This is a genomic window from Leisingera sp. ANG-M1 (assembly GCF_000813745.1).
Lineage (GTDB): Bacteria > Pseudomonadota > Alphaproteobacteria > Rhodobacterales > Rhodobacteraceae > Leisingera.
Window position 1 is genome coordinate 121,431 of record NZ_JWLC01000005.1, and the last position, 23,694, is coordinate 145,124.

Genomic DNA, 23,694 nt, shown 5'->3' on the forward strand with positions numbered 1-23,694 from the left:
GTTGCGCCGCCGCTGCGCGGCCCTTGACAGGCCGCGTGCTGCAGGGGTCAGCGGATGATCAGCCGCGGCGCCGGGCCCAAGGGCAGGGGCCCAAGGGTCACATAGCCGCCCGAGAACCCCAAGGCGATATCGAGGTTGCGTGGGTTGCCGCCGGCTCCGGCCAGAAGGCTTAGCACCCGTTCCACCGAGCTCCGCAAGGAGGGCGGCAGCACGCCGCTGCGCTCAGCCATCAGCACCAGACCGCGCCAGTTCTCCGCCTGCAGCGCGATCTCCCCCTCTGGCCGGCCGCTCTCGTCCACTGTCAGGTCTCCAGCGGCCTTGAGCCGCAGATCCCCCCAGCGGGCCTCGGCCAGTTTCAGGTTGATCCGGCGCGGTTGCGGCCGTTGCTGCTCCAGTGCCGCGCGGTCCCAGGCCGCGTCGAAATCCACCGTCATCTTCACCGTCAGCGCATCAAACGCCTCCGGCAGATCGGAACTGGCGGCAAGCAGCCGCCGCCAGGCAGCCCGCGGAGTAAACGCTCTGGCTTCGCCGCTGATGCGGTAGCGTTCGGGCGTCTCCGTCTGCACCATGCGCAGATCCAGCGCGCTGCCGCTCAGCACGGTTTCGCCGCCGCGGGCAATCTGCCACGGGGCGGAAAACAGCCCCATTTCCTCCAGCTCCAGCGCGGCACCCGGCGCCAGCTGCAGGCTGGCCTGCAATCCTTGGGCCGTGATCACAGCAGTCTGGTCGAAATACGAGAGCCGCTGCGCCGTCTCCGGAAACCGCAAAGTCAGATGCCCCGGCCAAAGTGCCGGGTTCTCCAGCTCCAGCCAATCCGCCCGCCAGGCGGTGCCGGTGCCGGGATCTGCCAGCGTCGGGCGGGTGATCCGCGTCGCATGTTGTGAGGGATAACCGCTGGTTTCTATCCCGGCATATTCTGCTTGCCAGCCCTGCCGCTCCTGCTCAGCAAACCAGGCGGTTATGCCGGTCTTCAGCCCCCAGGCAGCGGCAGTCCAATAGAGGCTCCACAGCAGCAGAGCGGCGATCAGCAGTTTTGCCAGGCGCATCGGATAGCCTCTTTTGTCCGCAGCAGGATTGCTGTTTATAGGGGGAGAGCAGAAAGGGCCAGACAACATGACCATGTGGGTATTCGGATACGGATCGCTTCTTTGGAACCCCGGCTTCCCGGTGGCGCGGCGCGAAGTGGCGGTGCTGCACGGCTATGCGCGCTCCTTCTGCATGACGTCGATCCACCACCGCGGCACCGAGGATCACCCCGGCCTGGTGCTGGCTCTGGACGAAACCGAAGGCGCCCATTGCAAAGGGCTGGCCCTGTCGGTTGAGGCCGGCCACGAAGAACAGACCCTGGCCGAGCTGCGCGAGCGCGAGCTGATCTCCTCCGCCTATCTGGAACGCGATCTGGAGGTGGAGCTGGCGGATGGCTCGGTCGTCACCGCCGTGACCTATGTGATAGACCCGCACCACGTGCAGTATTGCGGCGGTCTCAGCCTGGAGGAGCAGGCGCAGATGATCGCCCATGCGGTTGGCGGGCGCGGGCCCAACACCGAGTATCTCTACAACACCGCCGAGCATCTGTCCGAGATCGGCCTGGCGGACCGCGACCTCGATTGGCTGACAGGGCGGGTTCGGGAAATCACCGCATAAAGCCTTGGCGCTTTTGACACTTTGCTTATAGGCTGCAATCGCAATACGAGCAGCAAAAGTGTCAGGAGCCCGACAAGATGGCGCAGCCAGACCGCAAGACCCGGCCGCAGTTCTCCCAGCCGGTGCGGCAGATCATCATGATGCTGATCGCCCTGGGGCTTTCCGGCTTTGGCGCCTTTGTGGCGCTGCCGCGGGTGCTGCCGGTGTTCGAGGCGAACCCCTGGCTCAACGGCTTTATCGTGCTGGTTTTCGTCATCGGCGTCTTGGCCTGCTTCTGGCAAGTGGTGCAGCTGATCGGTTCGGTGCGGTGGATCGAACGCTTTGCCGCCGGTGACAACCAGGAGCACCGCCGCCCGCCGTCGATGCTGGCGCCGCTGGCCTCGCTTCTTGGCTCGCGTTCTGCTCGGATGCAGCTTGGTTCAGCCTCAACCCGCTCGATCCTGGACTCGGTTGCCAATCGCGTCGACGAAGACCGCGAGATCACTCGGTATATCGTCAACCTGCTGATTTTCCTTGGACTTCTGGGCACGTTTTATGGCCTGGCCACCACCGTTCCGGCAGTGGTCGACACCATCCGCAGCCTGGCGCCGCAGGAGGGGGAAGAGGGGCTCTCGGTCTTTAACCGTCTGATGACGGGGCTAGAGGCGCAGCTGGGCGGCATGGGCGTGGCCTTTGCTTCGTCGCTCCTGGGCCTGGCCGGCTCGCTGATCGTGGGCCTGTTGGAGCTGTTTGCCGGCCACGGTCAGAACCGGTTCTACCGCGAGCTGGAGGAATGGCTGTCCTCCATCACCCGAGTCAGCTTTTCCTCGGGCGAAGACGGCGCCAGCGACAGTGGCGTGGTCTCTCAAGTGCTCGACAATATGGCCGAGCAGATGGACGCGCTGCAGATGATGTTTGCCGAAACCTCGGCGGGCCGTGCAGCGGTGGACGAGAAACTGGGCGCGCTTGTGGAAACCATCCAGGAGATGAACCGCCGCCAGGAGCACACCGGCACCATAACTGCGGCACTCGACCGCGTGGCGGTGGGTCAGGAGGCGCTGACCGAGATCCTGCGCGCGCAAGGCGAACACGGCGGCATCGACGCCGAAAGCCGGATGCGGCTGCGCTCGATCGACGTGCAGATGCTGCGCATCCTCGAGGAAATTTCGGCCGGCCGCCAGGAGAGCCTCACTGAGCTGCGCAAAGACATCGACCTTCTGGTCAAGGCCTTTGCCCGCCCGCGCGGCTTGTCCCGCGGCGGCGTGCCGGGCCGGGACGCGGGAGAGTAAGCCATGGCCCTCTCCCGGCGCACAGGACAGCGGTTCCAGGCCTCGATCTGGCCCGGGTTTGTCGATGCGATGACCGGCCTCCTTCTGGTGCTGATGTTTGTGCTGACCATTTTCATGGTGGTGCAGTTCGTATTGCGCGAAACCATCACAGGTCAGGAAAGCCAGCTGGATGAGCTGTCGGCCGAAGTCAGCGCGCTGGCATCCGCCCTGGGACTGGAAGAACGCGAGAACAGCCGCCTGAACGCGCGGCTGGGGGCGCTGACCTCGACGCTGAACACGGCGGAACAGGATCTGGAACAGGCGCGCAGCCTGATCACCTCATTGACCGCCGAGCGCGACCGGCAGGCAGACGAACTGGCAGAGGCCGCCAGCCGCATCACCAGTTTTGAAGCGCAGGTGGCCGCGCTGATCGCCAGCCGCGATGCCGCCCAGGCACAAATCGCAGACCTGAGCGCCGAGCGTGAAAGCCTGGAGGCGGCCCGCAGTGCGCTGCTGAGCGAGCAAGAGGCCTTGAACCTGGCCTTGGCCCAGGCCCGCGGCGAGATCGACGCCCAGGCTGAAGCAGCCCGGCTGGCTGCCGCCGAGCGCGAAGCGATGGAAGTGCTGATTGCCAGCTTGGAGGCCGAGGGGACGGCACAGGCTGGACAGATTTCTGAATTGCAGGAGCAGCTCGGCGCCGAGGAAGCGGCCCGGTTGCTGGAGGCTGCGGCGGCCGAAGCCCTGCGCGAGCGGCTGCAGAATGCCGATGCCGAGCTCACCGCCATGACCCTGGCGCTTGAGGCACAGCGGCAGGAGGCCGAGGATACGCTGACCCTGCTGGCCGCAGCGGAAGCGGCGAAGAAGCAGCTGGATGCGCAGCTGAGCGAGCTGGAAGCGGCCCGCGCCGGGGCGGATGCCGAAGCCGGGCAGCTCACGGCTGAGCTTGCGCAGGCCAAGGCGGCGCTGGCCGCAGCGGAAACCCAGGCCGCAGATGCGGAAGTGCTGCGCCAGCGTTTGCTGGCCGCTGTGTCGGATCTGGAAACGGCAGAAGCCTCCGCATCGGAGCGGCTGACCCTTGCCGAAGAGCGTGCGGTGCTGCTGGCCCAGGCCCGCTCGGCATTGTCCGAAGAACAGGCGGTCTCCGAGGAGGCCCGCCGGGAAACCGCGCTGCTCAATCAGCAAGTTGCGGCTTTGCGGGAGCAGCTGGGCGGGTTGCAGGCGATCCTGGACGACTACCAGGCCCGCGACGCAGCGCAGCAGGTGCAGCTGCAGAACCTTGGCCAAGACCTGAACGCCGCGCTGGCCCGCGCGGCCTCAGAGGAACGCAAGCGCCGCCTGCTGGAAGAAGAGGAGCGTAAACGGCTGGAGGCGGAAGCCGCGCGGCTGGAAGCCGAAGCTGGCCGGCTGGCGGATGAAGCGCAGGATCTGGCGCGTTACCGCTCGGAGTTCTTCGGCCGCCTGCGCGATCTCCTGGGCACCCAGGAAGGCGTAAAGATCCAGGGCGACCGCTTTGTATTTGCCTCCGAGGTGCTGTTCGATCCAGGCAGCGCAACCCTGTCGCCGGAAGGGGAGGTGGAAATCGCCAAGGTGGTCTCGATCCTGCAGAGCGTGGTGGCGGCAATTCCGCCGGAGATCAACTGGGTGATCCGGGTGGACGGCCATACAGATGACACACCGCTTGGGGCGCATCCGAAGTTTGCCGACAACTGGGAGCTCAGTCAGGGTCGGGCGCTGTCGGTGGTGCGTTACATGGTGGCGGCTCTGGGTGTTCCGCCATCGCGGCTGGCGGCCAACGGTTTTGGTGAATTCCAGCCGGTGAACCTGGCCGACACGCCGGAAGCCCGGGCCCAGAACCGGCGGATCGAGCTGAAATTCACTGAGAAGTAAGCAGCCGCTCCGGGCGGTCCTGACCAGCCTGCCGGCTCTTGTCGGGCGGCGGCGGGTGCAACCCGCTTCACTAATGGAGACAAGCTTACTAGTTACACACGGGTTGCTGCCCCACCGGGCAGTAGGGCCCCTTTAAAACTATTGCGAATTCGGGCGTTATCAAATCCGCTGTGCTACAGCCGCGGCCGCGGCGCAATCTGCAGCGGCAGCGCTCCCGCCCGGCGCCGGTCAGCCCCAAGGGGCAACCGCGCCCGTTGGGCCGGGCAGCCGCCCGGGCTTGCGCCCCGGCGGCTGCGGGTCCGGATCATTGCGAGGCTGCATTCGTGGCGGGCGGGATCACCATGCTGCGGCTGAACCGGTCTACTTCCTTGCCATCCCGCAGCAGCCGGGCAAGCCCGGTGTAGCTTCCGGCGGGCCAAGCGCCGCCGCGCAGGCGGCGCCCTGCGGCGCGGAAGAACTGGGCCTGGTTCTTATTCAACGCTTCGCTGCTGGAGACGAGCTCGCCGCCGGGGCCGTCTACCGTCAGTTCGAGAATATCCCCCGCCATGCCGCCAAAGGCATAAGCCCAGAACACAAAAGCCGGATCATCCGGTGCCAGCGGGGCTTCATCCGCGGCGCCTGCTTTGACAGCCTGATAGTCAGGAATAGCAGTTCCGAACCCCGCGCCCAGCACTCCGCCCGCTTGATAGGGAGGCAGATCGGCCCAGAGCGTCTGTTCCGGCGCTGCACCGCAGCTGCCTGAGCGGTCTGGTGCAAATGGATCCACCACTGCGCCGTCCTTGCGCACCGAGAGGTGCAGATGCGGGAACTGAGTCTTGCCGGACAGGCCGACCTCGCCCAGGACTTCTCCTGCTTTGACCTTCATGCCGCTTTGCACCCGGACCGAACCGCGCTTCAAATGGCAGTACTGTGTTTCCCACCCGTTCCCATGGCGCAACACTACACCGTTGCCGCATTCCTTGCCGTCAATCTCAGCTGCGTTTTCATTCGTGGCGTAACGGTCGGCCATGCTGTTGCGGGTGCCCAGCACCATGCCATCCGCGGCTGCATGCACGGTCACGCCCGCACGCATGTCCGAAAGATAGGGCAGGGCAAAGTCGGTTCCCTTGTGGCCATCATAGCTGAGGGTTCCACAGGTGAAATCGGTGGCCTCTGGGCCTGGGTCGTGGTCGACGAACTGCTGGATATGGCAATCCTCACCGAGGGTGCAATCCAGCGGGAACTGCAAAAGAAAATCGCCCGCCGCGCAGGGCGCGGCGAGCGATGTTGCTGTGATCAGTGCTGCAAGGCGCATCAGTCTGCGGTCAGCAACGGAGGCTTGTTGCCAGAGATCCGCGGCTTGCTGGGGCCTTCGAGGCGCAGGTCCAGCTTGCCGTCCTTGATGCCGACCTGAACCACGCCGCCCTTGGTGAGCTTGCCGAACAACAGCTCCTCTGCCAGCGGCTTCTTGATGTGCTCCTGGATGACCCGGCCCAAGGGGCGGGCACCCATGCGGTCGTCGTAGCCCTTGTCGGCCAGCCATTCGGCTGCCTTGCGGGTCAGTTCGATCGAGACGTTGCGGTCCATCAGCTGCGCTTCCAGCTGCAGCACGAATTTCTCGACCACCTGCAGGATAACCTCTTTGCCCAGCGGCGCGAAAGAGATCACCGCATCCAGGCGGTTGCGGAATTCCGGCGTGAAGGTGCGCTCGATGGCGGCGGTGTCTTCGCCCTCGCGGCGGTCGCGGCCAAAGCCGATGGCGGCCTTTGCCTGCTCAGACGCACCGGCGTTGGAGGTCATGATCAGGATCACGTTGCGGAAATTCACCGTGCGGCCGTTGTGGTCGGTCAGCTGGCCGTTGTCCATCACCTGCAACAGGATGTTGTAGACATCCGGATGCGCCTTCTCGATCTCATCCAGCAGCAGCACGCAGTGCGGATGCTGGTCGACGCCGTCGGTCAGCAGGCCGCCCTGATCAAAGCCGACATAGCCAGGAGGCGCGCCGATCAGGCGGGAGACCGCGTGTTTCTCCATGTATTCCGACATGTCAAAGCGCAGCAGCTCCACACCCAGCTGGTCTGCCAGCTGTTTGGCGACCTCGGTCTTGCCGACGCCGGTGGGGCCTGCAAACAGGTAGTTGCCGATCGGTTTTTCCGGTTCGCGCAAGCCCGCACGGGCCAGCTTGATGGCGCTGGACAGGGCGGTGATCGCATCGTCCTGGCCGAACACCACGCGCTTCAGCGACTTCTCCAGGTCCTTCAGCACTTCGGCGTCATCCTTGGAGACGTTTTTGGGCGGGATACGGGCGATCTTGGCCACCACAGCCTCGATCTCCTTGACGCCGATGGTCTTGCGGCGCTTGCTTTCGATGATCAGATGCTGCGCGGCGCCGGCCTCGTCGATCACGTCGATGGCCTTGTCCGGCAGCTTGCGGTCATTGATGTAGCGTGCCGAAAGTTCCACTGCGGTCTTGATCGCATCACCGGTGAACTTGATGCCGTGATGCTCCTCGAAATAGGGCTTCAGCCCCTTCAGGATCTCGATGGAGTCTTCTACCGACGGCTCGTTCACGTCGATCTTCTGGAACCGGCGGGACAGCGCGCGGTCTTTTTCGAAATGCTGGCGGAACTCCTTGTAGGTGGTGGAACCCATGGTGCGCAGCTTGCCGCCCTGCAGCGCAGGTTTCAGCAGGTTGGAGGCATCCATGGCGCCGCCAGAGGTGGCGCCGGCACCGATCACGGTGTGGATCTCGTCGATGAACAGCACCGCGTCCGGGTGATCTTCCAGCTCGGAGACCACGGCCTTCAGCCGTTCCTCGAAATCGCCGCGGTAGCGGGTGCCGGCCAGCAGTGCGCCCATGTCGAGCGAGTAGATGGTGGTTTCCGACAGGATCTCCGGGGTTTCGCCCGAGACGATGCGGCGCGCCAAGCCCTCGGCGATGGCCGTCTTGCCAACACCGGGGTCGCCGACCAGCAGCGGGTTGTTCTTGCGGCGGCGGCACAGCACCTGGATGCAGCGCTCCACCTCGTGGTCGCGGCCGATCAGCGGGTCGATATCGCCGTCGCGGGATTTCGCGTTCAGGTCGACACAGTATTTCGCCAGCGCCGATTCCTTCTTTTCGCCTTCGGGGGCGGCAGTGATGCTGTCCTCTTCCTGCTCGGTGGCGCCGGTCACCGGGCGGGACTCGCCAAATGCGGGATCTTTGGCAACACCGTGAGCAATGAAGTTCACCGCATCATAGCGGGTCATCTCCTGGTCCTGCAGGAAGTAGGCGGCATCGCTTTCGCGTTCGGCGAAGATGGCGACCAGCACATTGGCGCCGGTGACCTCGGTGCGGCCGGAGCTTTGCACATGGATGGCGGCGCGCTGGATCACCCGCTGGAAGGCGGCGGTCGGCACTGCCTCCGAGCCGTCAATATCGGTCACCAGATTGGCCAGATCCTCATCCACGAATTCCACCAGGGATGATCGCAGTTCGGACAGGTCGACGCTGCAGGCGCGCATCACGCGGGCCGCGTCGGGCTCGTCGATCAGGGCCAGAAGCAGATGTTCCAGGGTTGCGAATTCATGACGGCGTTCATTCGCCAGCGCCAGCGCTGCGTGAATGGCCTGTTCCAGGGTGCTCGAGAATGAAGGCACGGGCGTGCTCCTCTGATCTTGGGTTGGCCGGTACGGGGGCGGCGTTAACCATCCCCTCAGTTCAACCATGTGCTTATAAGGTTAGAGTTTGGTTGATAGCGCGCCGGCTTCAAGGGCTTTTCTGCATTTTGGGGTCACAAATATTTTCTCCTTTCCAGCCCCTGGGCCCCTTGATTTGCTCAGAAATTGTCTTTGCGCTTGCGGATTTCGGCAAAAACCTCTGCGTCTTCAGCATCTTCCAGTCCCAGGTGCGCCCTCACGGCAGTGTCACCAGCGCGCAGGAACGGATTGGTGTCCAGCTCCAGCTGCAGGGAAGAGGGCACAGTCGGCACACCGTTTTCACGGGCCTTTGCGATATCGCGCACGCGGGCCTGCAACGCCGGGTTGCCCGGGTCCACGGTGACCGCGAAGGCAGCGTTAGACTGGGTGTACTCATGCCCTGAGTAAACCATAGTTTGCGGCGGCAGCGCGGCAAGACGCGACAGGCTCGCCCACATCTGGGCCGGGGTGCCTTCGAACAGCCGGCCGCAGCCCAGGGCCATCAGGCTGTCGGCGGTGAATACGGCATCCGCGGCTGGCATGTGAAACGCGATATGGCCCACAGTGTGGCCGGACACATCCGTCACATGCACCTCTTCGCCCAGCAGCGTGAAGCTGCCGCCGTCCTCCACTGCCATATCCAGGTCCGGCAGCCTGTGGGCATCAGCTGCTGCGCCGATCACCTTGGCGCCATAGGCATCGCGGAGTTCGGCAACGCCATCCACATGGTCCCAATGGTGATGGGTCAGCAGGATCCAATCCAGTCCCCAGCCGCGCTCTGCCAGCGCAGACTTGATGGCGCCGGCTTCGGGCGCATCCACCAGCGCGGTCTCGCCCGATGCCGGATTATGGATCAAAAAGGCATAGTTATCCGACAGGCAGGGCAGGGTGATGATCTCAAGAGGCATGGCCATTCGCCTTTACATTGCTAAACTGCGCTCAGATTGGCCGAAGGAGCGGGCGCCTGCAATGCATCTTGATGTTCAGGATCTGAGGAATTTCTACTACCGCAGCACGCTGGGGCGGGCGGCGCAGGCCTCGATCCGCGGCCGCCTGCAGGAGCTGTGGCCCGAGGCCGAGGGGCAGACGGTGGCAGGTTTCGGCTTTGCCGCGCCCTTGCTGCGCCCTTACCTGACCACGGCGCGCCGGGTGATGGCTTTGATGCCCGGCCCGCAGGGGGTGATGCAGTGGCCTGCCGGGCAGCCGAATGTCTCGGTGCTGTGCGAGGAAACCAGCTGGCCCATCGACACCGGCCGTATCGACCGGCTGGTGGTTCTGCACGGGCTTGAGACATCGGAGCGCCCCACCAAGCTGCTGGAGGAATGCTGGCGGGGGCTGGGCCCTGGCGGCCGGGCGATTTTCATTGTGCCGAACCGGGCCGGCTTCTGGGCGCGTTCGGACCGCACGCCGTTCGGCTATGGCCGCCCCTATACGCTGCGCCAGCTGGAAAGCCAGCTGCGCGACCACCAGTTCGCCATCGAGCAGCACACCGCGGCGCTTTACCGGCTGCCCAGCCACAAGCGGTTCTGGCTGAAATCCGGCGGGATGCTGGAAAAGATGGGCCGCAAGCTGCCTGCGATGATCGCGGGCGGCGTGTTCATGGTCGAGGTCAGCAAACAGACCTACCCGCAGAAGGGCCAGATGATCCGCAGCAAGACCCCCAGCCGCATCCGCGTGCTGGAAGGCCTGTCGAACCCGATGCCGGAACCGGCCTGATACACGGACCGCCTAGCACCGCCGCACCGCAGGGCAGCTTGCTGCTGACCCAGGCTGCGCTCCGGCGGTACCGGCTCAGGTCGTATTGATTGTGATCTGAGAGGCAAATTCCAGATTGCTGCTCAGAACCGGCGGATTGGTGACATCGTCGTACTCATAGGCTTCGCCGCCGTCATGCGTATAGTCTACCCAGCCGTTTTGCCCCAGGTTGAGTTCTGCGATTGGAACCATCCCCCGGTCCTCCCAGCGGGTTTCATAGTTTTCCACCAGATCCTCTTCCGAGTATTCGACGCCCTCCGGAACATAGATCAGCGCCAGCCCATGGTCTTCGCCGCCGGAACAGCAGGCGTCAGCCGGGTAATATGAGGTCACATAATAGACCGGCAGAATGGTTCCCCCGGTGCCTTCCGGAAACTCCAGTTCCAGCTCGTCCTCTTCATCCATTTTAAAGCTGCCGCGCACGGTGCCGTGTTCAAAGACTTCCTCCGGCTGCCCGGGCGTATAGATCAGCCGAACGGTATCGGCAGTTTCCCCGGCATCACCGGTGTCGTCGTCGGTGGTGTCGATGCTCTGGCCAAGCCCCGTGACCACAGTGTCCGCACCACCCTGGCCAAGCCAGATGCGGAACTCGCTGATGGTGTCCGTATCGATATAGACCGTCTCATCTTCACTGGTGCCTTCAAATACTTTGGCACCGTTAAGCTCGTCGAGCGTTTCAGGGTCGATCTGCTCCGGTTCGCCATCCTCGGTGACGACTGTCAGACCGTCCTCTTCGACCGGCGGCGTGCTGCCGTCCTCTGAGGGTTCGGCGCTTTGATCTTCATCATCGCTGTCGATAACGGCTGCCGCAATGGCGACACCGGCAGTTGCGATCAGAATGGCTGCGAGCATAAAAGACCTCTGGTTGAAATGGCGTGTGAATTAATCGCGATAATTGCGCGTGGCGGCTGCCATGTCCAGCATCCTTGCCGATTGAGCGCCGTTTCGGCGCAAAGAGCAGCTGGCCCGTCTTGGGATCGGGGCAAAGCGGGGCGCATTTCGATTCCCTGAATGTCCTTGGAGCCTCCCGCACCGCGCCAAACCGTGGTTTTGCACCTATATGTGACGTTTTTTGGCGCAAATGCCGCTTTCCGGAATCGCCAAATCCTGCAGTTCAGCCGCACTTTTTTAATTATATACTGTGGTCAAAGGGCCGCACTTCACGCAAGCCTTTGAAAACATGTGAAACTTGCTTTCCAATGTTACCGTTATAGAGAGTTGATAGGTCGCATCCGCTCTGCTAGACCCACGCTGATTTCAACGCCCCGCTGCCAATGGGGGATGACTCACGCCCCCGGACGCCGCCTGTGGCCAGGTATGCCAACCGGGGCCAAAAACATATCGGAAGGGTGGACGTGTCCGAACCAGCTTCGATTTCTGCAGGCATTGCTGCGCGCTATGCCACGGCGGTGTTCGACATCGCGGAAGAAAACAAGGCGCTCGACAGCCTTGAAACCAGCATCAATGACCTGGCAGCCGCGCTGGCTGACAGCGACGACCTCAACAACCTGATCCACTCGCCGCTGGTGTCGCGCGAAGAGCAGGGCACTGCGATCACCGCAGTGGCAGACAAGATGGGCATGGATCCCGTCCTGCGCAATACCCTGGCTCTGATGGCCGACAAGCGCCGTCTGTTTGTGGTGCCCGCACTGATTGACGTGCTGCGCGCCCGCCTGGCCGAGGCCCGCGGTGAAGTCACCGCCGAAGTGACCTCAGCCAAGGCTCTGACCAAGACCCAAAGCGAAAAGCTGGCCAAGACCCTGGCCGAGCGCGTGGGCAAGAAAGTCACCATTAATGCCACCGTCGATGCCTCCATCATCGGCGGTCTTGTCGTTAAAGTGGGCTCGAAGATGATCGACAGCTCGATCCGCTCCAAGCTCAACTCCCTACAGAATGCAATGAAAGAGGTCGGATAAATGGGTATCCAAGCAGCAGAGATTTCTGCGATCCTTAAAGACCAGATCAAGAATTTTGGTCAAGAAGCCGAAGTGGCAGAAATCGGCCGCGTGCTGTCCGTCGGTGACGGTATTGCCCGCGTCTACGGCCTCGACAATGTTCAGGCCGGTGAAATGGTCGAATTCCCGGGCGGCATCATGGGCATGGCGCTGAACCTGGAAAGCGACAACGTCGGTATCGTGATCTTCGGCTCCGACCGCGACATTAAAGAAGGCGACACCGTCAAGCGCACCAACTCCATCGTGGACGTTCCGGTTGGCAACGGCCTGCTGGGCCGCGTTGTTGACGGCCTGGGCAACCCGCTGGACGGCAAGGGCCCGATCGAAGACGTCACCCGCGGCGTTGCCGACGTGAAGGCGCCGGGCATCATCCCGCGTAAATCGGTTCACGAGCCGATGGCAACCGGCCTCAAGTCGGTTGACGCGATGATCCCGATCGGCCGCGGCCAACGCGAGCTGATCATTGGCGACCGTCAGACCGGCAAGACCGCCGTTGCTCTGGACGCGATGCTGAACCAGAAATCCTACAACGACGCCGCAGGCGACGACGAGAGCAAGAAGCTGTACTGCGTTTACGTCGCGGTTGGCCAGAAGCGCTCCACCGTTGCTCAGCTGGTGAAGAAGCTGGAAGAGTCCGGCGCGATGGAATACTCCATCGTTGTGGCCGCTACCGCGTCCGACCCGGCACCGCTGCAGTTCCTGGCACCCTATGCCGCAACCGCAATGGCGGAATTCTTCCGCGACAACGGCCGCCACGCGCTGATCATCTATGATGACCTGTCCAAGCAGGCGGTTGCTTACCGTCAGATGTCGCTGCTGCTGCGCCGTCCGCCGGGACGTGAAGCCTATCCGGGCGACGTTTTCTACCTGCACTCCCGCCTGCTGGAGCGTTCGGCCAAGCTGAACGAAGACTTCGGTGCCGGCTCGCTGACCGCGCTGCCGATCATCGAAACCCAGGGCGGCGACGTGTCCGCGTTTATTCCGACCAACGTGATCTCGATCACCGACGGCCAGATCTTCCTGGAAACCGAACTGTTCTACCAGGGCATCCGCCCCGCCGTGAACACCGGTCTGTCGGTTTCGCGCGTTGGCTCCTCGGCCCAGACCAAGGCGATGTCCTCGGTTGCAGGCCCGGTTAAGCTGTCGCTGGCTCAGTACCGCGAAATGGCCGCCTTTGCGCAGTTCGGCTCCGACCTGGACGCCGCCACCCAGCAGCTGCTGGCCCGTGGCGCCCGTCTGACCGAGCTGATGAAGCAGGCCCAGTACTCGCCGCTGACCAACGCCGAAATCGTCTGCGTCATCTTCGCCGGCACCAACGGTTACCTCGACAAAGTCGACGTCAAGGAAGTTGGCCGTTACGAAGCTGGCCTGCTCAGCCACCTGCGCGGCAAGCACGCCGACCTGCTGGCCGACATCACCAACAACGACCGTAAGGTGAAAGACGAGCTGGCAGACAAAGTTAAGGCTGCGCTGGACGAGTTCGCCGCTAGCTTCGCTTAAGGGGGGACGAGGCGATGCCGAGTCTTAAGGACCTTAAAAACAGGATCGAGTCGGTCAAATCGACCCGCAAGATCACCAAAGCCATGCAGATGGTGGCCGCGGCGAAACTTCGCCGCGCCCAGGAAGCTGCCGAGGACTCCCGTCCCTATGCCAAGCGGTTCAACGCCGTGATGGCGGGGCTGGCGGCCTCGGTCGGCGGCAGCGAGTCGGCTCCCAAGCTGCTTCGCGGCACCGGCAGCGACCAAGTCCAGCTGCTTGTCGTAATGACCGCCGAACGCGGTCTTTGCGGCGGCTTCAACTCGAACATTGCCAAGCTCGCCCGCCAAAAGGCGGAAGAGCTGAAGGCTGCGGGCAAGACGGTCAAAGTTCTGACCGTCGGCAAGAAGGGCCGCGACGCCCTGAAGCGCGACCTGGGCGATGACTTCATCGGCCACGTGGACCTGAGCGACGTGAAGCGCATCGGCTATGCCAATGCGCAGACCATCGCCAAGGACATCCTGACCCGGTTCGATGCTGGTGAGTTTGATGTTGCCACGATCTTCTTCTCGGAGTTCGTCAACGTCGTCACTCAGATCCCGACCGCTCAGCAGATCATTCCGGCGTCTTTCGAGGCAACGGAAGGCGAGAGCACTGGCGCCGTCTACGACTACGAGCCCGGCGAAGAGCAGATCCTTGCAGACCTGCTGCCGCGCGGCGTGGCGACCCAGATCTTCTCTGGCCTGCTGGAAAACGGCGCATCCGAACAGGGTGCCCGGATGAGCGCGATGGACAATGCGACCCGCAACGCGGGCGACATGATCGACAAGCTGACCATCGAGTTCAACCGTTCCCGTCAGGCCGTGATCACCAACGAGCTGATTGAAATCATTTCGGGCGCTGAGGCGCTCTAAGAGACAACCGGAGACCAACAAATGGCACAAGCAAAAGGCAAGGTGACTCAGATCATCGGCGCCGTTGTGGACGTCCAGTTTGACGACCACCTGCCCGCAATTCTGAACGCGCTGCACACCGAGAACGACGGCAAGACCCTCGTTCTCGAAGTGGCACAGCACCTCGGCGAAAACACCGTCCGTACCATCGCTATGGACGCATCCGAAGGCCTGGTCCGCGGTCAGGAAGTGACCGACACCGGCGCCCCGATCTCGATCCCGGTCGGCAACGCCACCCTGGGCCGCATCCTGAACGTCGTCGGCGAGCCGGTTGACGAAAAGGGCCCGGTGAACGCAGCGGAAACCCGTGCGATCCACCAGCCGGCACCGGAATTCAACGACCAGTCGACCGAGTCCGAAGTCCTCGTGACCGGCATCAAGGTTATCGACCTGCTGGCACCCTACGCCAAAGGCGGCAAGATCGGCCTGTTCGGCGGCGCCGGCGTGGGCAAAACCGTTCTCATCATGGAACTGATCAACAACATCGCAAAAGTGCACTCGGGCTACTCCGTGTTCGCGGGTGTTGGCGAACGGACCCGTGAAGGTAACGACCTGTACTGGGAAATGATCGAATCCAACGTGATCAAGCCGGACAACCTGGAAGAATCCCAGGTGGCCCTGGTTTACGGTCAGATGAACGAACCTCCGGGAGCCCGTGCCCGTGTTGCGCTGACCGGCCTGACCCTGGCCGAACAGTTCCGCGACCAGTCCGGCACCGACGTTCTGTTCTTCGTGGACAACATCTTCCGCTTCACCCAGGCGGGTTCCGAAGTGTCGGCTCTGCTCGGCCGTATTCCTTCGGCGGTGGGCTACCAGCCGACCCTGGCAACCGACATGGGCGCCATGCAGGAACGCATCACCTCGACCAAGAACGGCTCGATCACCTCGATCCAGGCCGTCTACGTTCCCGCGGACGACCTTACCGACCCGGCACCGGCAACCACCTTTGCCCACCTGGACGCGACCACCGTTCTTAACCGTGCGATCTCGGAACTCGGCATCTACCCCGCTGTGGACCCGCTCGACTCCTCCTCGCGCCTGATGGACCCGCAGATCGTTGGCGAAGAGCACTACGCAGTGGCTTCCGACGTTCAGCAGATCCTCCAGCGCTACAAGTCGCTGCAGGACATCATCGCGATCCTCGGCATGGACGAACTGTCGGAAGAGGACAAGCTGACCGTTGCGCGTGCGCGTAAGATCCAGCGTTTCCTGTCCCAGCCGTTCGACGTTGCGAAGGTCTTCACCGGCTCCGACGGTGTCCAGGTTTCCCTGGAAGACACCATCTCGTCGTTCAAGGCGGTTGTGGCCGGCGAATACGACCACCTGCCCGAAGGCGCCTTCTACATGGTTGGCGGCATCGACGAAGTGCTGGCCAAAGCCGAGAAGATGGCTGCGGAAGCCGCCTAAGCACGGATTTTCCCCTGCGCCGTTCGGCGGGGCAGGGGAACCCTGAAAGGAGGCCCCAATGGCACAAACGATGCAATTCGACCTCGTGAGCCCCGAGCGGAGCCTGGCTTCGCTGCAGGCAAGTGCGGTTCAGATCCCCGGAGCCGAAGGTGACATGACGGCGATGCCTCAGCACGCGCCGACCATCACCACCCTGCGCCCCGGCGTGCTGAAGGTCGAAAGCCCGGAAGGCAACGCGGACTATCTGGTCACCGGCGGCTTTGCCGAAATCGCAGGCGACAGCCTGTCGGTTCTGGCCGAGCGCGCGATCCCGATGGCTGAAATGACCCGCGATCAGATGAATGCGCTGATCGAGGAAGCCCGCGAGATGTACAAGACCGCCAAAGAGGAAGACCAGCCGCACGGCCTGGTCGAGGACGCAGCCAAGCTGCTCGCCGACATGGAAGCCCTGGGCACCCATATGTCCCTCTGAACCAGGCGCGGATTGGACGAAAAAGAAACCGGCTCCATTTGGGGCCGGTTTTTTGCTGCGGAGGGGACAGCGGAGTAAAGGGGGCGGCATTCTCCGGCGGTCAGACGGACGCTGCCCCTGGCTGAGTAAACACCGGAGCCGGCGGGGCGGGCCGCGGGCCTAGACCGTGCTGGTCCCGTCGCCGTCCGGCTTGCTGCTCCAGCTCTTGCGGAACGAAGCCGGCGATTGACCGTAGCGCTTCTTGAAGCGGATCGACAGCTGCGTCGCGCTACTGAAGCCGGTGGCGGCCGAGATTTCTGCAACCGTCATGTTGGTTTCATTCAAGAGCGCCAGGGCCCGGCCCACCCGCAGCTCAATGTAGAACTGCACAGGCGATGTGCCGACATAGCGCTGGAACAGACGTTCCAGCTGGCGCCGCGAGATCTGCGCGTGATCCGCGACCACACCGATCTCCACCGGTTCCTCGATGGTTTCATGCATGAACTGCATGGCGTTGATCAGATGCTGGTTGCGGCTGCTGAGCGCCACTGAATAGGCCGACTTTTGCAGCGCTTCGCGGTTGTTGGAGCGGAAGTGAATGCACATGTCCGACACAATGACCGCAAGATCCTTGCCGTGATCGGTCTCGATCATTTCCAGCATCATGTCGGTGGCCGCATTGCCGCCGCCGCAGGTCATCAGCCCGTTGTCGATCTCATAAAGGTTGGCGGTCGGCTCCAGCCCTGGGAAATACTCCGAGAAGGACGGCTGGTTCTCCCAGTGCAGGGTAAAGCGCTGCTCCTGCAGAATGCCGGCCTGCGCCAGGGCAAAGGCGCCGGTGCAGATGCCGCCGAAGCGGCTGCCATGGGCGTTCTGGCGCCGGATCCAGGACAGGGCCTTGGGGCTGGCGCTGTCTGAGGGCTCGATGCCTGAGCAGACAAAGGCAAAGCTGCCCCGCGGCAGGTCCTCCAAGGTCATGTCGGTGTTGATGCCGATCCCGTTGGAGCAGGGCACAGGGGCGCCGTCTTGGCTGATCAGGAACCAGCGGTACAGCTCTTTGCCGGTGACCTGGTTGGCAATCCGCAAGGGCTCAACCGCGGCGCTGAACGCCAGCATGGTCAGCTTCGGCAGAAGCAGGAAATAGATGTCTTTTGGCGGCCCGTCGTAATCCACCCGGAAACTGGCCGCACCTTTCGGGACATAGCTGCGGGGATGCATATCGGTAACCTAACAGATGGGGTGTTCACATCAAAATGCGCGCCGGGGGGGAGGACCCGGCGCGCTAGGGCGGTCAGGTGGTCACTTGCGCCACCGGCTCGCCGCTGTCTTCCCATTCGGCGATTTCCTCATCGCTTGCCTTGGGCGAGAACAACCCGGTCATCGCATAGAAGATGCCGATGAGCGGCGACAGCCAGCAGGCAAAGGCCAGCGGGATGTACAGCAGGTTCTCGAAGTTGCCGTCGGCAATCCCCAGCGCCAGCGCGGAGATCACAAAGGCGCCGCCCGCGTTCCAGGGGATCAGCGGCGAAACCAGTGTTCCGCCTTCCTCGATGGCGCGCGACAGGTTCAGCGGTGAGTACTTCATACCGCGGTAAACCGGTGCATACATCCGCCCCGGCAGGGCAATCGACAGATAGGGATCGCCCGCCACGGTGTTGGTCGCGACCGAGGTCAGAATGGCCGAGGTCTGGATGCCGGCAAAGCTTTTGACCCGGGCAATGATCACTTCAATGATTGCCTGCAGGCAGCCGGTGCGCTCCAGCGCGCCGCCGAAACCCAGCGCCAGCAGAACCAGCGAAATGGTCCACATCATCGACTGGATGCCGCCGCGGTTCAGCAGCGGGTCAATCTCGGCCACTCCGGTCTCAATCGCGTAACCGCTGTTGGCGAATGTGAAGGTCTCATGCAGGCCGGCGCCCTGGCAGACCATCGCCATGATACCGCCCACAACAGCGCCGGCAAACAGAGACGGGATCGGCGGCTGCTTCTTCACCGCCAGGATGATCACCAGCACAGCCGGCAGCAGCATCAGCGGCGAGATCCAGAACGCGCTGTCCAGTGCTGCGGTGATCGCATCAATCCGCTCAAACGATACTTGCGAGGTGTCGATCAGAGTGAAACCCACAACCAGGTAGATCACCAGCGCAATCAGCATCGACGGAATGGTGGTCGGCAGCATGTTGCGGATGTGGTCGAACAGGTTGGTGCCGGTGACGGCAGGCGCCAGATTGGTGGTGTCCGACAGCGGCGAGATCTTGTCGCCGAAGAAGGCGCCGGACACCACAGCACCCGCAGTCCAGTACATCGGAATGCCAAAACCTGCGCCAATGCCCATCAGCGCCAGCCCGACGGTGCCCACGGTGCCCCAGGAGGTGCCGAGCGAAACCGACACGATGGAACACAGCACCATGCCAGCAGCCAGGAACAGCTCCGGCGACAGGATCTTCAGGCCATAATAGATCAGCGTTGGAACGGTGCCGCTGGCAATCCAGATGCCGACAATCATGCCGACGGTGATCAGGATCGACACCGAGGGCAGCGAAATATTGATGACGTGGAACACGCCTTCTTCGATGTTGTTCCACTTGTGGCCCAGTTTCAGCCCCACCAGCGCAGTGATGGCGATGCCGATAGCCAGTGGGATATGCGGGGTGAAATCCCCGAAATAGAACAGCTGGATGCCCAGAACGGCCAGCGTCAGCAGGATTGGCAGCAGCGCCATTCCCAGCCCGGGCTTAACAATATTCGGATCATTTGGTGACACGGGTTTCTCCTCCCTTAAGTCAGATCGCCTGTGCAAGGCGGATGCGGCCAGACACCAAAGAACGGCTCGCCGGACTCGATGCCAGGGCGCCGGAATGGTCAGCATTTGCGACATCGCGGCGGGAAATGCCGACTTTCGGGAAAATGTTCCTTGCGGGGGAAAAGTTTCCTTAGGTGGCAAACGGCCCCTCACCGGTCCGGCCGGACGGGGCGGACCGGTGCCATGTTGGCTCTAGGCTGCCGCGGAAAAGGCACAGCCAAAGCGCGGTGGAAACCCGCGTGGCGGCAGGCCGCATGGGGTACTTGAGCAGGCACCGGGCCGGGCTTCCGAAACACTTTTGCCGGGTTTTCTGCCCCGCAGCCATGCTCACTTTCCGGTAACCCGGCAGCCAATTTTCTGCGTCTTAACCCTATTCTCACAAATTTTTCGAAAATTGCCCCGCATGACATGTTCCTAACCAGCAGGATTCCCCGTGACCGATTGGACTTCCGGCTACATGGCCGGCATCGACTATACTTTCGACTTTCACCGCCAGCTGACGCCCGCCCTGCTTGGCTTCGGCGCGATGAGCCAGGGCCACCGGCACCGGCTGGAGGGCGAGGGCGTCACCTATTGCGAGCTGGGCTGCGGCCAAGGCTTCTCAGCCAATCTTCTGGCGGCAGCGAATCCGCACATCGAATTCCACGCCATGGACTTCAGCCCTTCGCATATCGCCGGAGCCGTTGAGCTGGCGCAGGAGGCGGGGCTGCAGAACATGCATTTCCACGAGCGCTGTTTTGGGGATTTCGGCGAGACCCCGGGACTGCCCGCAGCGTTCGACATCATCGCCCTGCATGGCGTGTACAGCTGGATATCGGAGGAGAACCGGCAGCATATCACCCGCTTCATTGCTGAGCGGCTGAAGCCGGGCGGGCTGGTTTTCATCAGCTGCAATGCGCTGCCGGGGTGGGCTGCGTCTATGCCGCTGCGCCGGATACTGACCGGGCGGGCGGCACAGCGCGGCGGGCCGCTGATCAGCAGGATCGGCGAGGCCATGGAATTCACCCGGCAGCTGGAGCAGGCAGGCGCGGGTTATTTCACCGGCAACCCGGCTGCAGGGCGGCGGCTGGAATACATGCAGACAATGCCCGCGAACTATGTGGCGCATGAGTATTTCAACCGTGACTGGACACCGTTTTACTTCGAGGATCTGGCGGACAGCCTGACGCAGGCCAAGCTGGGCTTCCTGGGCTCGGTGCATCCTTTGGACAATATCGACAGCATCCGTTTTACACCGGAACAGCAGGCGCTTCTGGACGAAGAGCCGGATCCGGTCCGGCGGGAAGGGCTGCGGGATGTTTTGCTGAACGAGCATTTCCGAACCGATATCTTTGTGAAGGGCAAGCAGGAGCATACGCCGCGCAGCGCCATCGGCGCCTGGTTTGCAACCCCGCTGGCTCTTCTTCGCCCCTACAGCGGCGGCAGTTTGCAGTTTCACCACCGCGGCAAGGAGCTGCCGTTGGACAAGAACCAGTTCGCGCCGGTTCTTCAGGCATTGAGTGAAGGCCCGGCCACTGTGCGCAGCCTGCTGGATCAGGGCGTGTTCGGCACGATGGACTGGGGCAGCATTACCCGCATGCTGATGATTCTTGCGGGCACCGGCTGCATTGCGCCCTGCCTGCCGCAGGAGGGGCTGGCGCAGCGGGCAGAGGCTTGCCGCGCCTTCAACCTGGCGGTCTGCAAACGTGCCGAAGAAAGCGATCAGCTGCGCTTTCTGGCGTCGCCCGTCACCGGCGGCGGGGTTGAGCTCGACCGGTTTGAGCAGCTGTTCCTGCTGGCCCGCAGCGAAGGGCTGGAGACGGCTGCGGAATGGGCCGGGCTTGCCTGGCGTATTCTGGCGCCGCAAGGCCAGCGGCTGCAGCACGAAGGCCGGGTACTGGAAACCGAAGAGGAAAATCTGGCGCTGCTGCGGGCGCGGGCAACTCATTTCGAGGCCCGCCGCCTGCCGCTGTGCCAAAGCCTGGGGCTGGTTCTTGAGGCAGAGACAGAGGCAGAGACCGCGCCAGCAGCGGTACGCGGCACCGCGGCTTGAAACAGGGCCGGGCAGGCGGCCGCCCGCCGCCTCCCGGTCCGGGCGCCGCCACGGACCGGCGCAAGCGGGAGTTAGCAATTTGAAAAGCACTGCCGGTTAAACAGGAACAGCACGAGACAACCACTGACAGGAACCCGAACGTGTCCTTTGAAGACCGCACGCTGGCTGTACAATCCAGGGGCAGAGAAGCTCCATTTGCCCTGGACGAGGTGTTTTTTTCCCGCACCGACAACAGGGGCGTGATCCAGGCCGGCAATGCAGTATTTTGCCGGGTCGCCAAGTTCCAGATGGCAGAGCTTCTGGGGGCGCCTCATAAGGTCATCCGCCATCCGGATATGCCGCGCGGCGTGTTCCAGCTGTTCTGGGACAGCCTCAAACAAGGCGAGAGCGTCGGTGCCTATGTCAAGAACAAGGCGAGCGATGGCAGCTACTATTGGGTGTTTGCGGTCGTGACCCCTTGCGACGGTGGCTACCTTTCAGCCCGGATCAAACCGACCAGCCCGCTGCTGAAGACAATCGAAGCGGAATACACTGCGCTGCGTCAGGCCGAACAGGCCGGGGATCTCGACCCCGCAGACAGCGCCGCGCGGCTGCTGGCCCGCCTGCAGGAGCTTGGCTTCGCTTCCTATGGCGATTTTGCCGGGCACGCGCTGGCCGAGGAGCTTGTAGCCCGCGATGCCGGATTGAACCGGGCCGCGGATGACCGTCTTGCCGAGCGTCGTACCATGCATTCCACGGCCGGCGATCTGGTGCAGGAGACCGAGGCGCTGGTGCAGGAGTTCGAATCCATGCGCACCATTCCGCATAATCTGCGGGTCATCGCTTCACGCATCGAGCCCGCGGGCGGTCCCGTGACCGTGCTGTCGCAGAACTACAGCTCCATGTCGCGCGAGATGTCACTCTGGTTTGAGGCGCATGTTTGGGGCAAGAACAGCAACTTCCGCGCCATCAAGGGCACTGTTACCTCAGCGATTTTTGTCGAAGGGCTGGCCCGCATCCTCACCGAATGCGGCCATCAGCTGGAGCAGGAGGATGGCGCCGCAGGTACTGATATCACCCGCGAGCAGGCCATTTTGGCGCAGCTGACCGAGGTGCAGTTCGGCAAGGCCAGGGCCTGCCTGAAGGACGTTCAGTTCGAGGCCGACCGCATTCAGAAGGCTTGCCTGACCCTGCACCGCCATTTCATGGCGCTCACAACAACGCGGGTGCTTTGCAAGATCGAATGCGCACGGCTGGGCAATGTCGGCGAATCTCTGAATTCGATCATTGACGAGCTTGGCCTGTTTCAGGACCGGATCTCGGCGCGTCTGGAGAAGATCACGGGACTCAGCGCCGCGCTCAGCAGCGACGAAGGATAGCGGCGCCGGGCAGGCGCCGCTCTGCCGCGACCGGGCTTTGCCGGGAAAATGCCAATTCCGTCTTGCCGCTGCGCCGCCAATTGGCGACAAGCAGCGCAATTAACGGGGCAGCAGGGGCAGCGGTGGTTTCATTCATTGCCGCATATTTCAAGTTTATGATCAGGGTTGGGCTTTGGCTCTGGGCCAAGCCTCTGATGATAATTTTGCCCGCCGCGGTCGTATGCGCCGTTGCGCTGGAATTCTCCTGGCTGACAGATGGGGCAGCCTGCGGCCTGTGGCGGCCGCTGCCGGTGCTGCTGCCCGTGATGCTGGTGACAGCGCCTGTCTTTGTCCGGGTGGCGGATCTGAGCGGCTACAGCCCGGTCAAGCTTCTTCTGATCCTCCTGGCTGTAACCGTCCTGCTGGCTTTTGTCCCGTTGACCCCCGGAGAGAAGGGGGCAGAATTCAGCAGTTCGAACATTCACAGGACCTGCTTGGAATGGGGTGTGCTTTGGATTGTTTTGGCATGGTGCCTTGCCCTGGCAGGGCTTCAAGCCTTCAGGCTGGCACGCAAGCTGCGCGATTGGCGCCTAAAAAGCCGGGCAGCCAAGGAAACCCGGGGCGAAGGACCGTGACAGCGTTCAGACCTCTTTCATTCCCGGCTGCCAGGCTTAATCTGGGACCGGGACAGGACGCTAAGGACTGCGGATGAAAAGACTGCGCAACCCCCGTACGGGGATCCATCAGGGCGACGCTGAAGTGTTCTCGGATTTCGAGGACGGCGGCGAGATGTGGACCGGCTCCGGCCCGCGCGAGCGGCGCCGGGCGGTGCTTTTTGACGAAGCGTTTGCCTCTCCGCCCGCGGTGCATGTGTCGGTCTCGCTTTGGGACATGGACACCTCCGCCCCGTTCCGGGCCGAGCTGGTGGCCGAGAACGTGACCTGCGACGGGTTCGAGATTGTTTTCCGCACCTGGGCAGACAGCCGCGCCGCCCGGCTGCGTGCGTCCTGGCTGGCGATAGGCGAGCTGCCCCATGCGGACGATTGGGACGTGGACTGACCGGCTGCATGGGCACCGGTGTCACAAAACC

20 protein-coding genes are annotated in these 23,694 nt (G+C 63.1%); 13 read left to right on the top strand and 7 right to left on the bottom strand.

Features of this window, described 5'->3' with window-relative positions:
- Positions 1-47: 47 nt before the first annotated feature.
- Positions 48-1,046, bottom strand: coding sequence for a DUF2125 domain-containing protein (locus RA19_RS02855; RefSeq protein WP_039159393.1), 999 nt, complete (start codon positions 1,044-1,046; stop codon positions 48-50).
- 67 nt (positions 1,047-1,113) lie between these two features.
- On the opposite strand from RA19_RS02855, the gene RA19_RS02860 reads away from it, so the two are divergent.
- The 3 genes from RA19_RS02860 (at position 1,114) to RA19_RS02870 (ending at position 4,778) form a co-directional block, all read left to right on the top strand.
- A complete protein-coding gene (locus RA19_RS02860) occupies positions 1,114-1,644 on the top strand; it encodes a gamma-glutamylcyclotransferase (RefSeq protein ID WP_039159395.1) in 531 nt (176 codons plus the stop codon).
- Between the two features lie 77 nt (positions 1,645-1,721).
- Positions 1,722-2,912 carry a biopolymer transporter ExbB gene (locus tag RA19_RS02865; RefSeq protein WP_039159396.1) on the top strand — a complete coding sequence of 397 codons (1,191 nt, stop codon included), beginning with the start codon at positions 1,722-1,724 and terminating at the stop codon, positions 2,910-2,912.
- A gap of 3 nt (positions 2,913-2,915) precedes the next feature.
- Complete coding sequence (locus RA19_RS02870; protein WP_039159397.1) at positions 2,916-4,778, top strand: peptidoglycan -binding protein; 1,863 nt, start codon at positions 2,916-2,918, stop codon at positions 4,776-4,778.
- Positions 4,779-5,082: 304 nt separating this feature from the next.
- Here the strand turns inward: RA19_RS02870 and RA19_RS02875 are convergent, their stop codons facing one another.
- The 3 genes from RA19_RS02875 to gloB all read right to left on the bottom strand — a co-directional run bounded on the left by RA19_RS02875 (position 5,083) and on the right by gloB (position 9,349).
- Positions 5,083-6,072, bottom strand: a complete 990-nt coding sequence (locus tag RA19_RS02875) for a M23 family metallopeptidase (protein WP_039159399.1) — start codon at positions 6,070-6,072, stop codon at positions 5,083-5,085.
- Entirely contained in the window at positions 6,072-8,396 is a 2,325-nt protein-coding gene (gene clpA / locus RA19_RS02880) for an ATP-dependent Clp protease ATP-binding subunit ClpA (protein WP_039159401.1), read from the bottom strand. Before clpA ends, RA19_RS02875 begins: the two co-directional genes overlap by 1 nt.
- Positions 8,397-8,575: 179 nt before the next feature.
- Positions 8,576-9,349 (bottom strand): hydroxyacylglutathione hydrolase, encoded by a 774-nt coding sequence (gene gloB / locus RA19_RS02885; protein WP_039159404.1) that lies wholly within the window; start codon positions 9,347-9,349, stop codon positions 8,576-8,578.
- Between the two features lie 55 nt (positions 9,350-9,404).
- Here gloB and RA19_RS02890 point away from each other — a divergent pair, with 55 nt between their 5' ends.
- The gene (locus tag RA19_RS02890; RefSeq protein WP_039159406.1) at positions 9,405-10,151 is read left to right on the top strand and encodes an ATP synthase; all 747 of its coding nucleotides are present in this window, start codon (positions 9,405-9,407) and stop codon (positions 10,149-10,151) included.
- Between the two features lie 75 nt (positions 10,152-10,226).
- Here the strand turns inward: RA19_RS02890 and RA19_RS02895 are convergent, their stop codons facing one another.
- Positions 10,227-11,042 carry a hypothetical protein gene (locus RA19_RS02895; RefSeq protein ID WP_039159407.1) on the bottom strand — a complete coding sequence of 272 codons (816 nt, stop codon included), beginning with the start codon at positions 11,040-11,042 and terminating at the stop codon, positions 10,227-10,229.
- Positions 11,043-11,545: 503 nt separating this feature from the next.
- On the opposite strand from RA19_RS02895, the gene RA19_RS02900 reads away from it, so the two are divergent.
- From RA19_RS02900 to RA19_RS02920, 5 genes are read left to right on the top strand one after another with little or no spacing between them, the layout of a single operon-like run.
- Positions 11,546-12,106: a F0F1 ATP synthase subunit delta gene (locus RA19_RS02900; protein ID WP_039159408.1), complete on the top strand. Its 561-nt coding sequence runs from the start codon at positions 11,546-11,548 to the stop codon at positions 12,104-12,106.
- Entirely contained in the window at positions 12,107-13,645 is a 1,539-nt protein-coding gene (atpA, locus tag RA19_RS02905; protein ID WP_039159410.1) for a F0F1 ATP synthase subunit alpha, read from the top strand.
- A gap of 14 nt (positions 13,646-13,659) precedes the next feature.
- Positions 13,660-14,535: a F0F1 ATP synthase subunit gamma gene (locus RA19_RS02910; RefSeq protein ID WP_039159412.1), complete on the top strand. Its 876-nt coding sequence runs from the start codon at positions 13,660-13,662 to the stop codon at positions 14,533-14,535.
- A 21-nt stretch (positions 14,536-14,556) separates the two neighbouring features.
- Positions 14,557-15,981 (top strand): F0F1 ATP synthase subunit beta, encoded by a 1,425-nt coding sequence (gene atpD, locus RA19_RS02915; protein WP_039159414.1) that lies wholly within the window; start codon positions 14,557-14,559, stop codon positions 15,979-15,981.
- 58 nt (positions 15,982-16,039) lie between these two features.
- Positions 16,040-16,453 (top strand): F0F1 ATP synthase subunit epsilon, encoded by a 414-nt coding sequence (locus RA19_RS02920; RefSeq protein ID WP_039159416.1) that lies wholly within the window; start codon positions 16,040-16,042, stop codon positions 16,451-16,453.
- A 159-nt stretch (positions 16,454-16,612) separates the two neighbouring features.
- Here the strand turns inward: RA19_RS02920 and RA19_RS02925 are convergent, their stop codons facing one another.
- Positions 16,613-17,650, bottom strand: coding sequence for a GlxA family transcriptional regulator (locus tag RA19_RS02925; protein ID WP_039159417.1), 1,038 nt, complete (start codon positions 17,648-17,650; stop codon positions 16,613-16,615).
- A 73-nt stretch (positions 17,651-17,723) separates the two neighbouring features.
- Complete coding sequence (gene nhaC / locus RA19_RS02930; RefSeq protein WP_052261619.1) at positions 17,724-19,154, bottom strand: Na+/H+ antiporter NhaC; 1,431 nt, start codon at positions 19,152-19,154, stop codon at positions 17,724-17,726.
- 514 nt (positions 19,155-19,668) lie between these two features.
- Between nhaC and RA19_RS02935 the strand changes: the two genes are divergently transcribed.
- The 4 genes from RA19_RS02935 (at position 19,669) to RA19_RS02950 (ending at position 23,663) form a co-directional block, all read left to right on the top strand.
- A complete protein-coding gene (locus RA19_RS02935; RefSeq protein ID WP_039159422.1) occupies positions 19,669-21,267 on the top strand; it encodes a class I SAM-dependent methyltransferase in 1,599 nt (532 codons plus the stop codon).
- A gap of 140 nt (positions 21,268-21,407) precedes the next feature.
- Entirely contained in the window at positions 21,408-22,625 is a 1,218-nt protein-coding gene (locus RA19_RS02940; protein WP_039159424.1) for a PAS domain-containing protein, read from the top strand.
- A gap of 194 nt (positions 22,626-22,819) precedes the next feature.
- Positions 22,820-23,239 carry a hypothetical protein gene (locus RA19_RS02945; protein WP_152615667.1) on the top strand — a complete coding sequence of 140 codons (420 nt, stop codon included), beginning with the start codon at positions 22,820-22,822 and terminating at the stop codon, positions 23,237-23,239.
- A 73-nt stretch (positions 23,240-23,312) separates the two neighbouring features.
- Positions 23,313-23,663, top strand: a complete 351-nt coding sequence (locus RA19_RS02950; RefSeq protein ID WP_039159426.1) for an H-type lectin domain-containing protein — start codon at positions 23,313-23,315, stop codon at positions 23,661-23,663.
- The last annotated feature ends 31 nt before the right edge of the window (positions 23,664-23,694 follow it).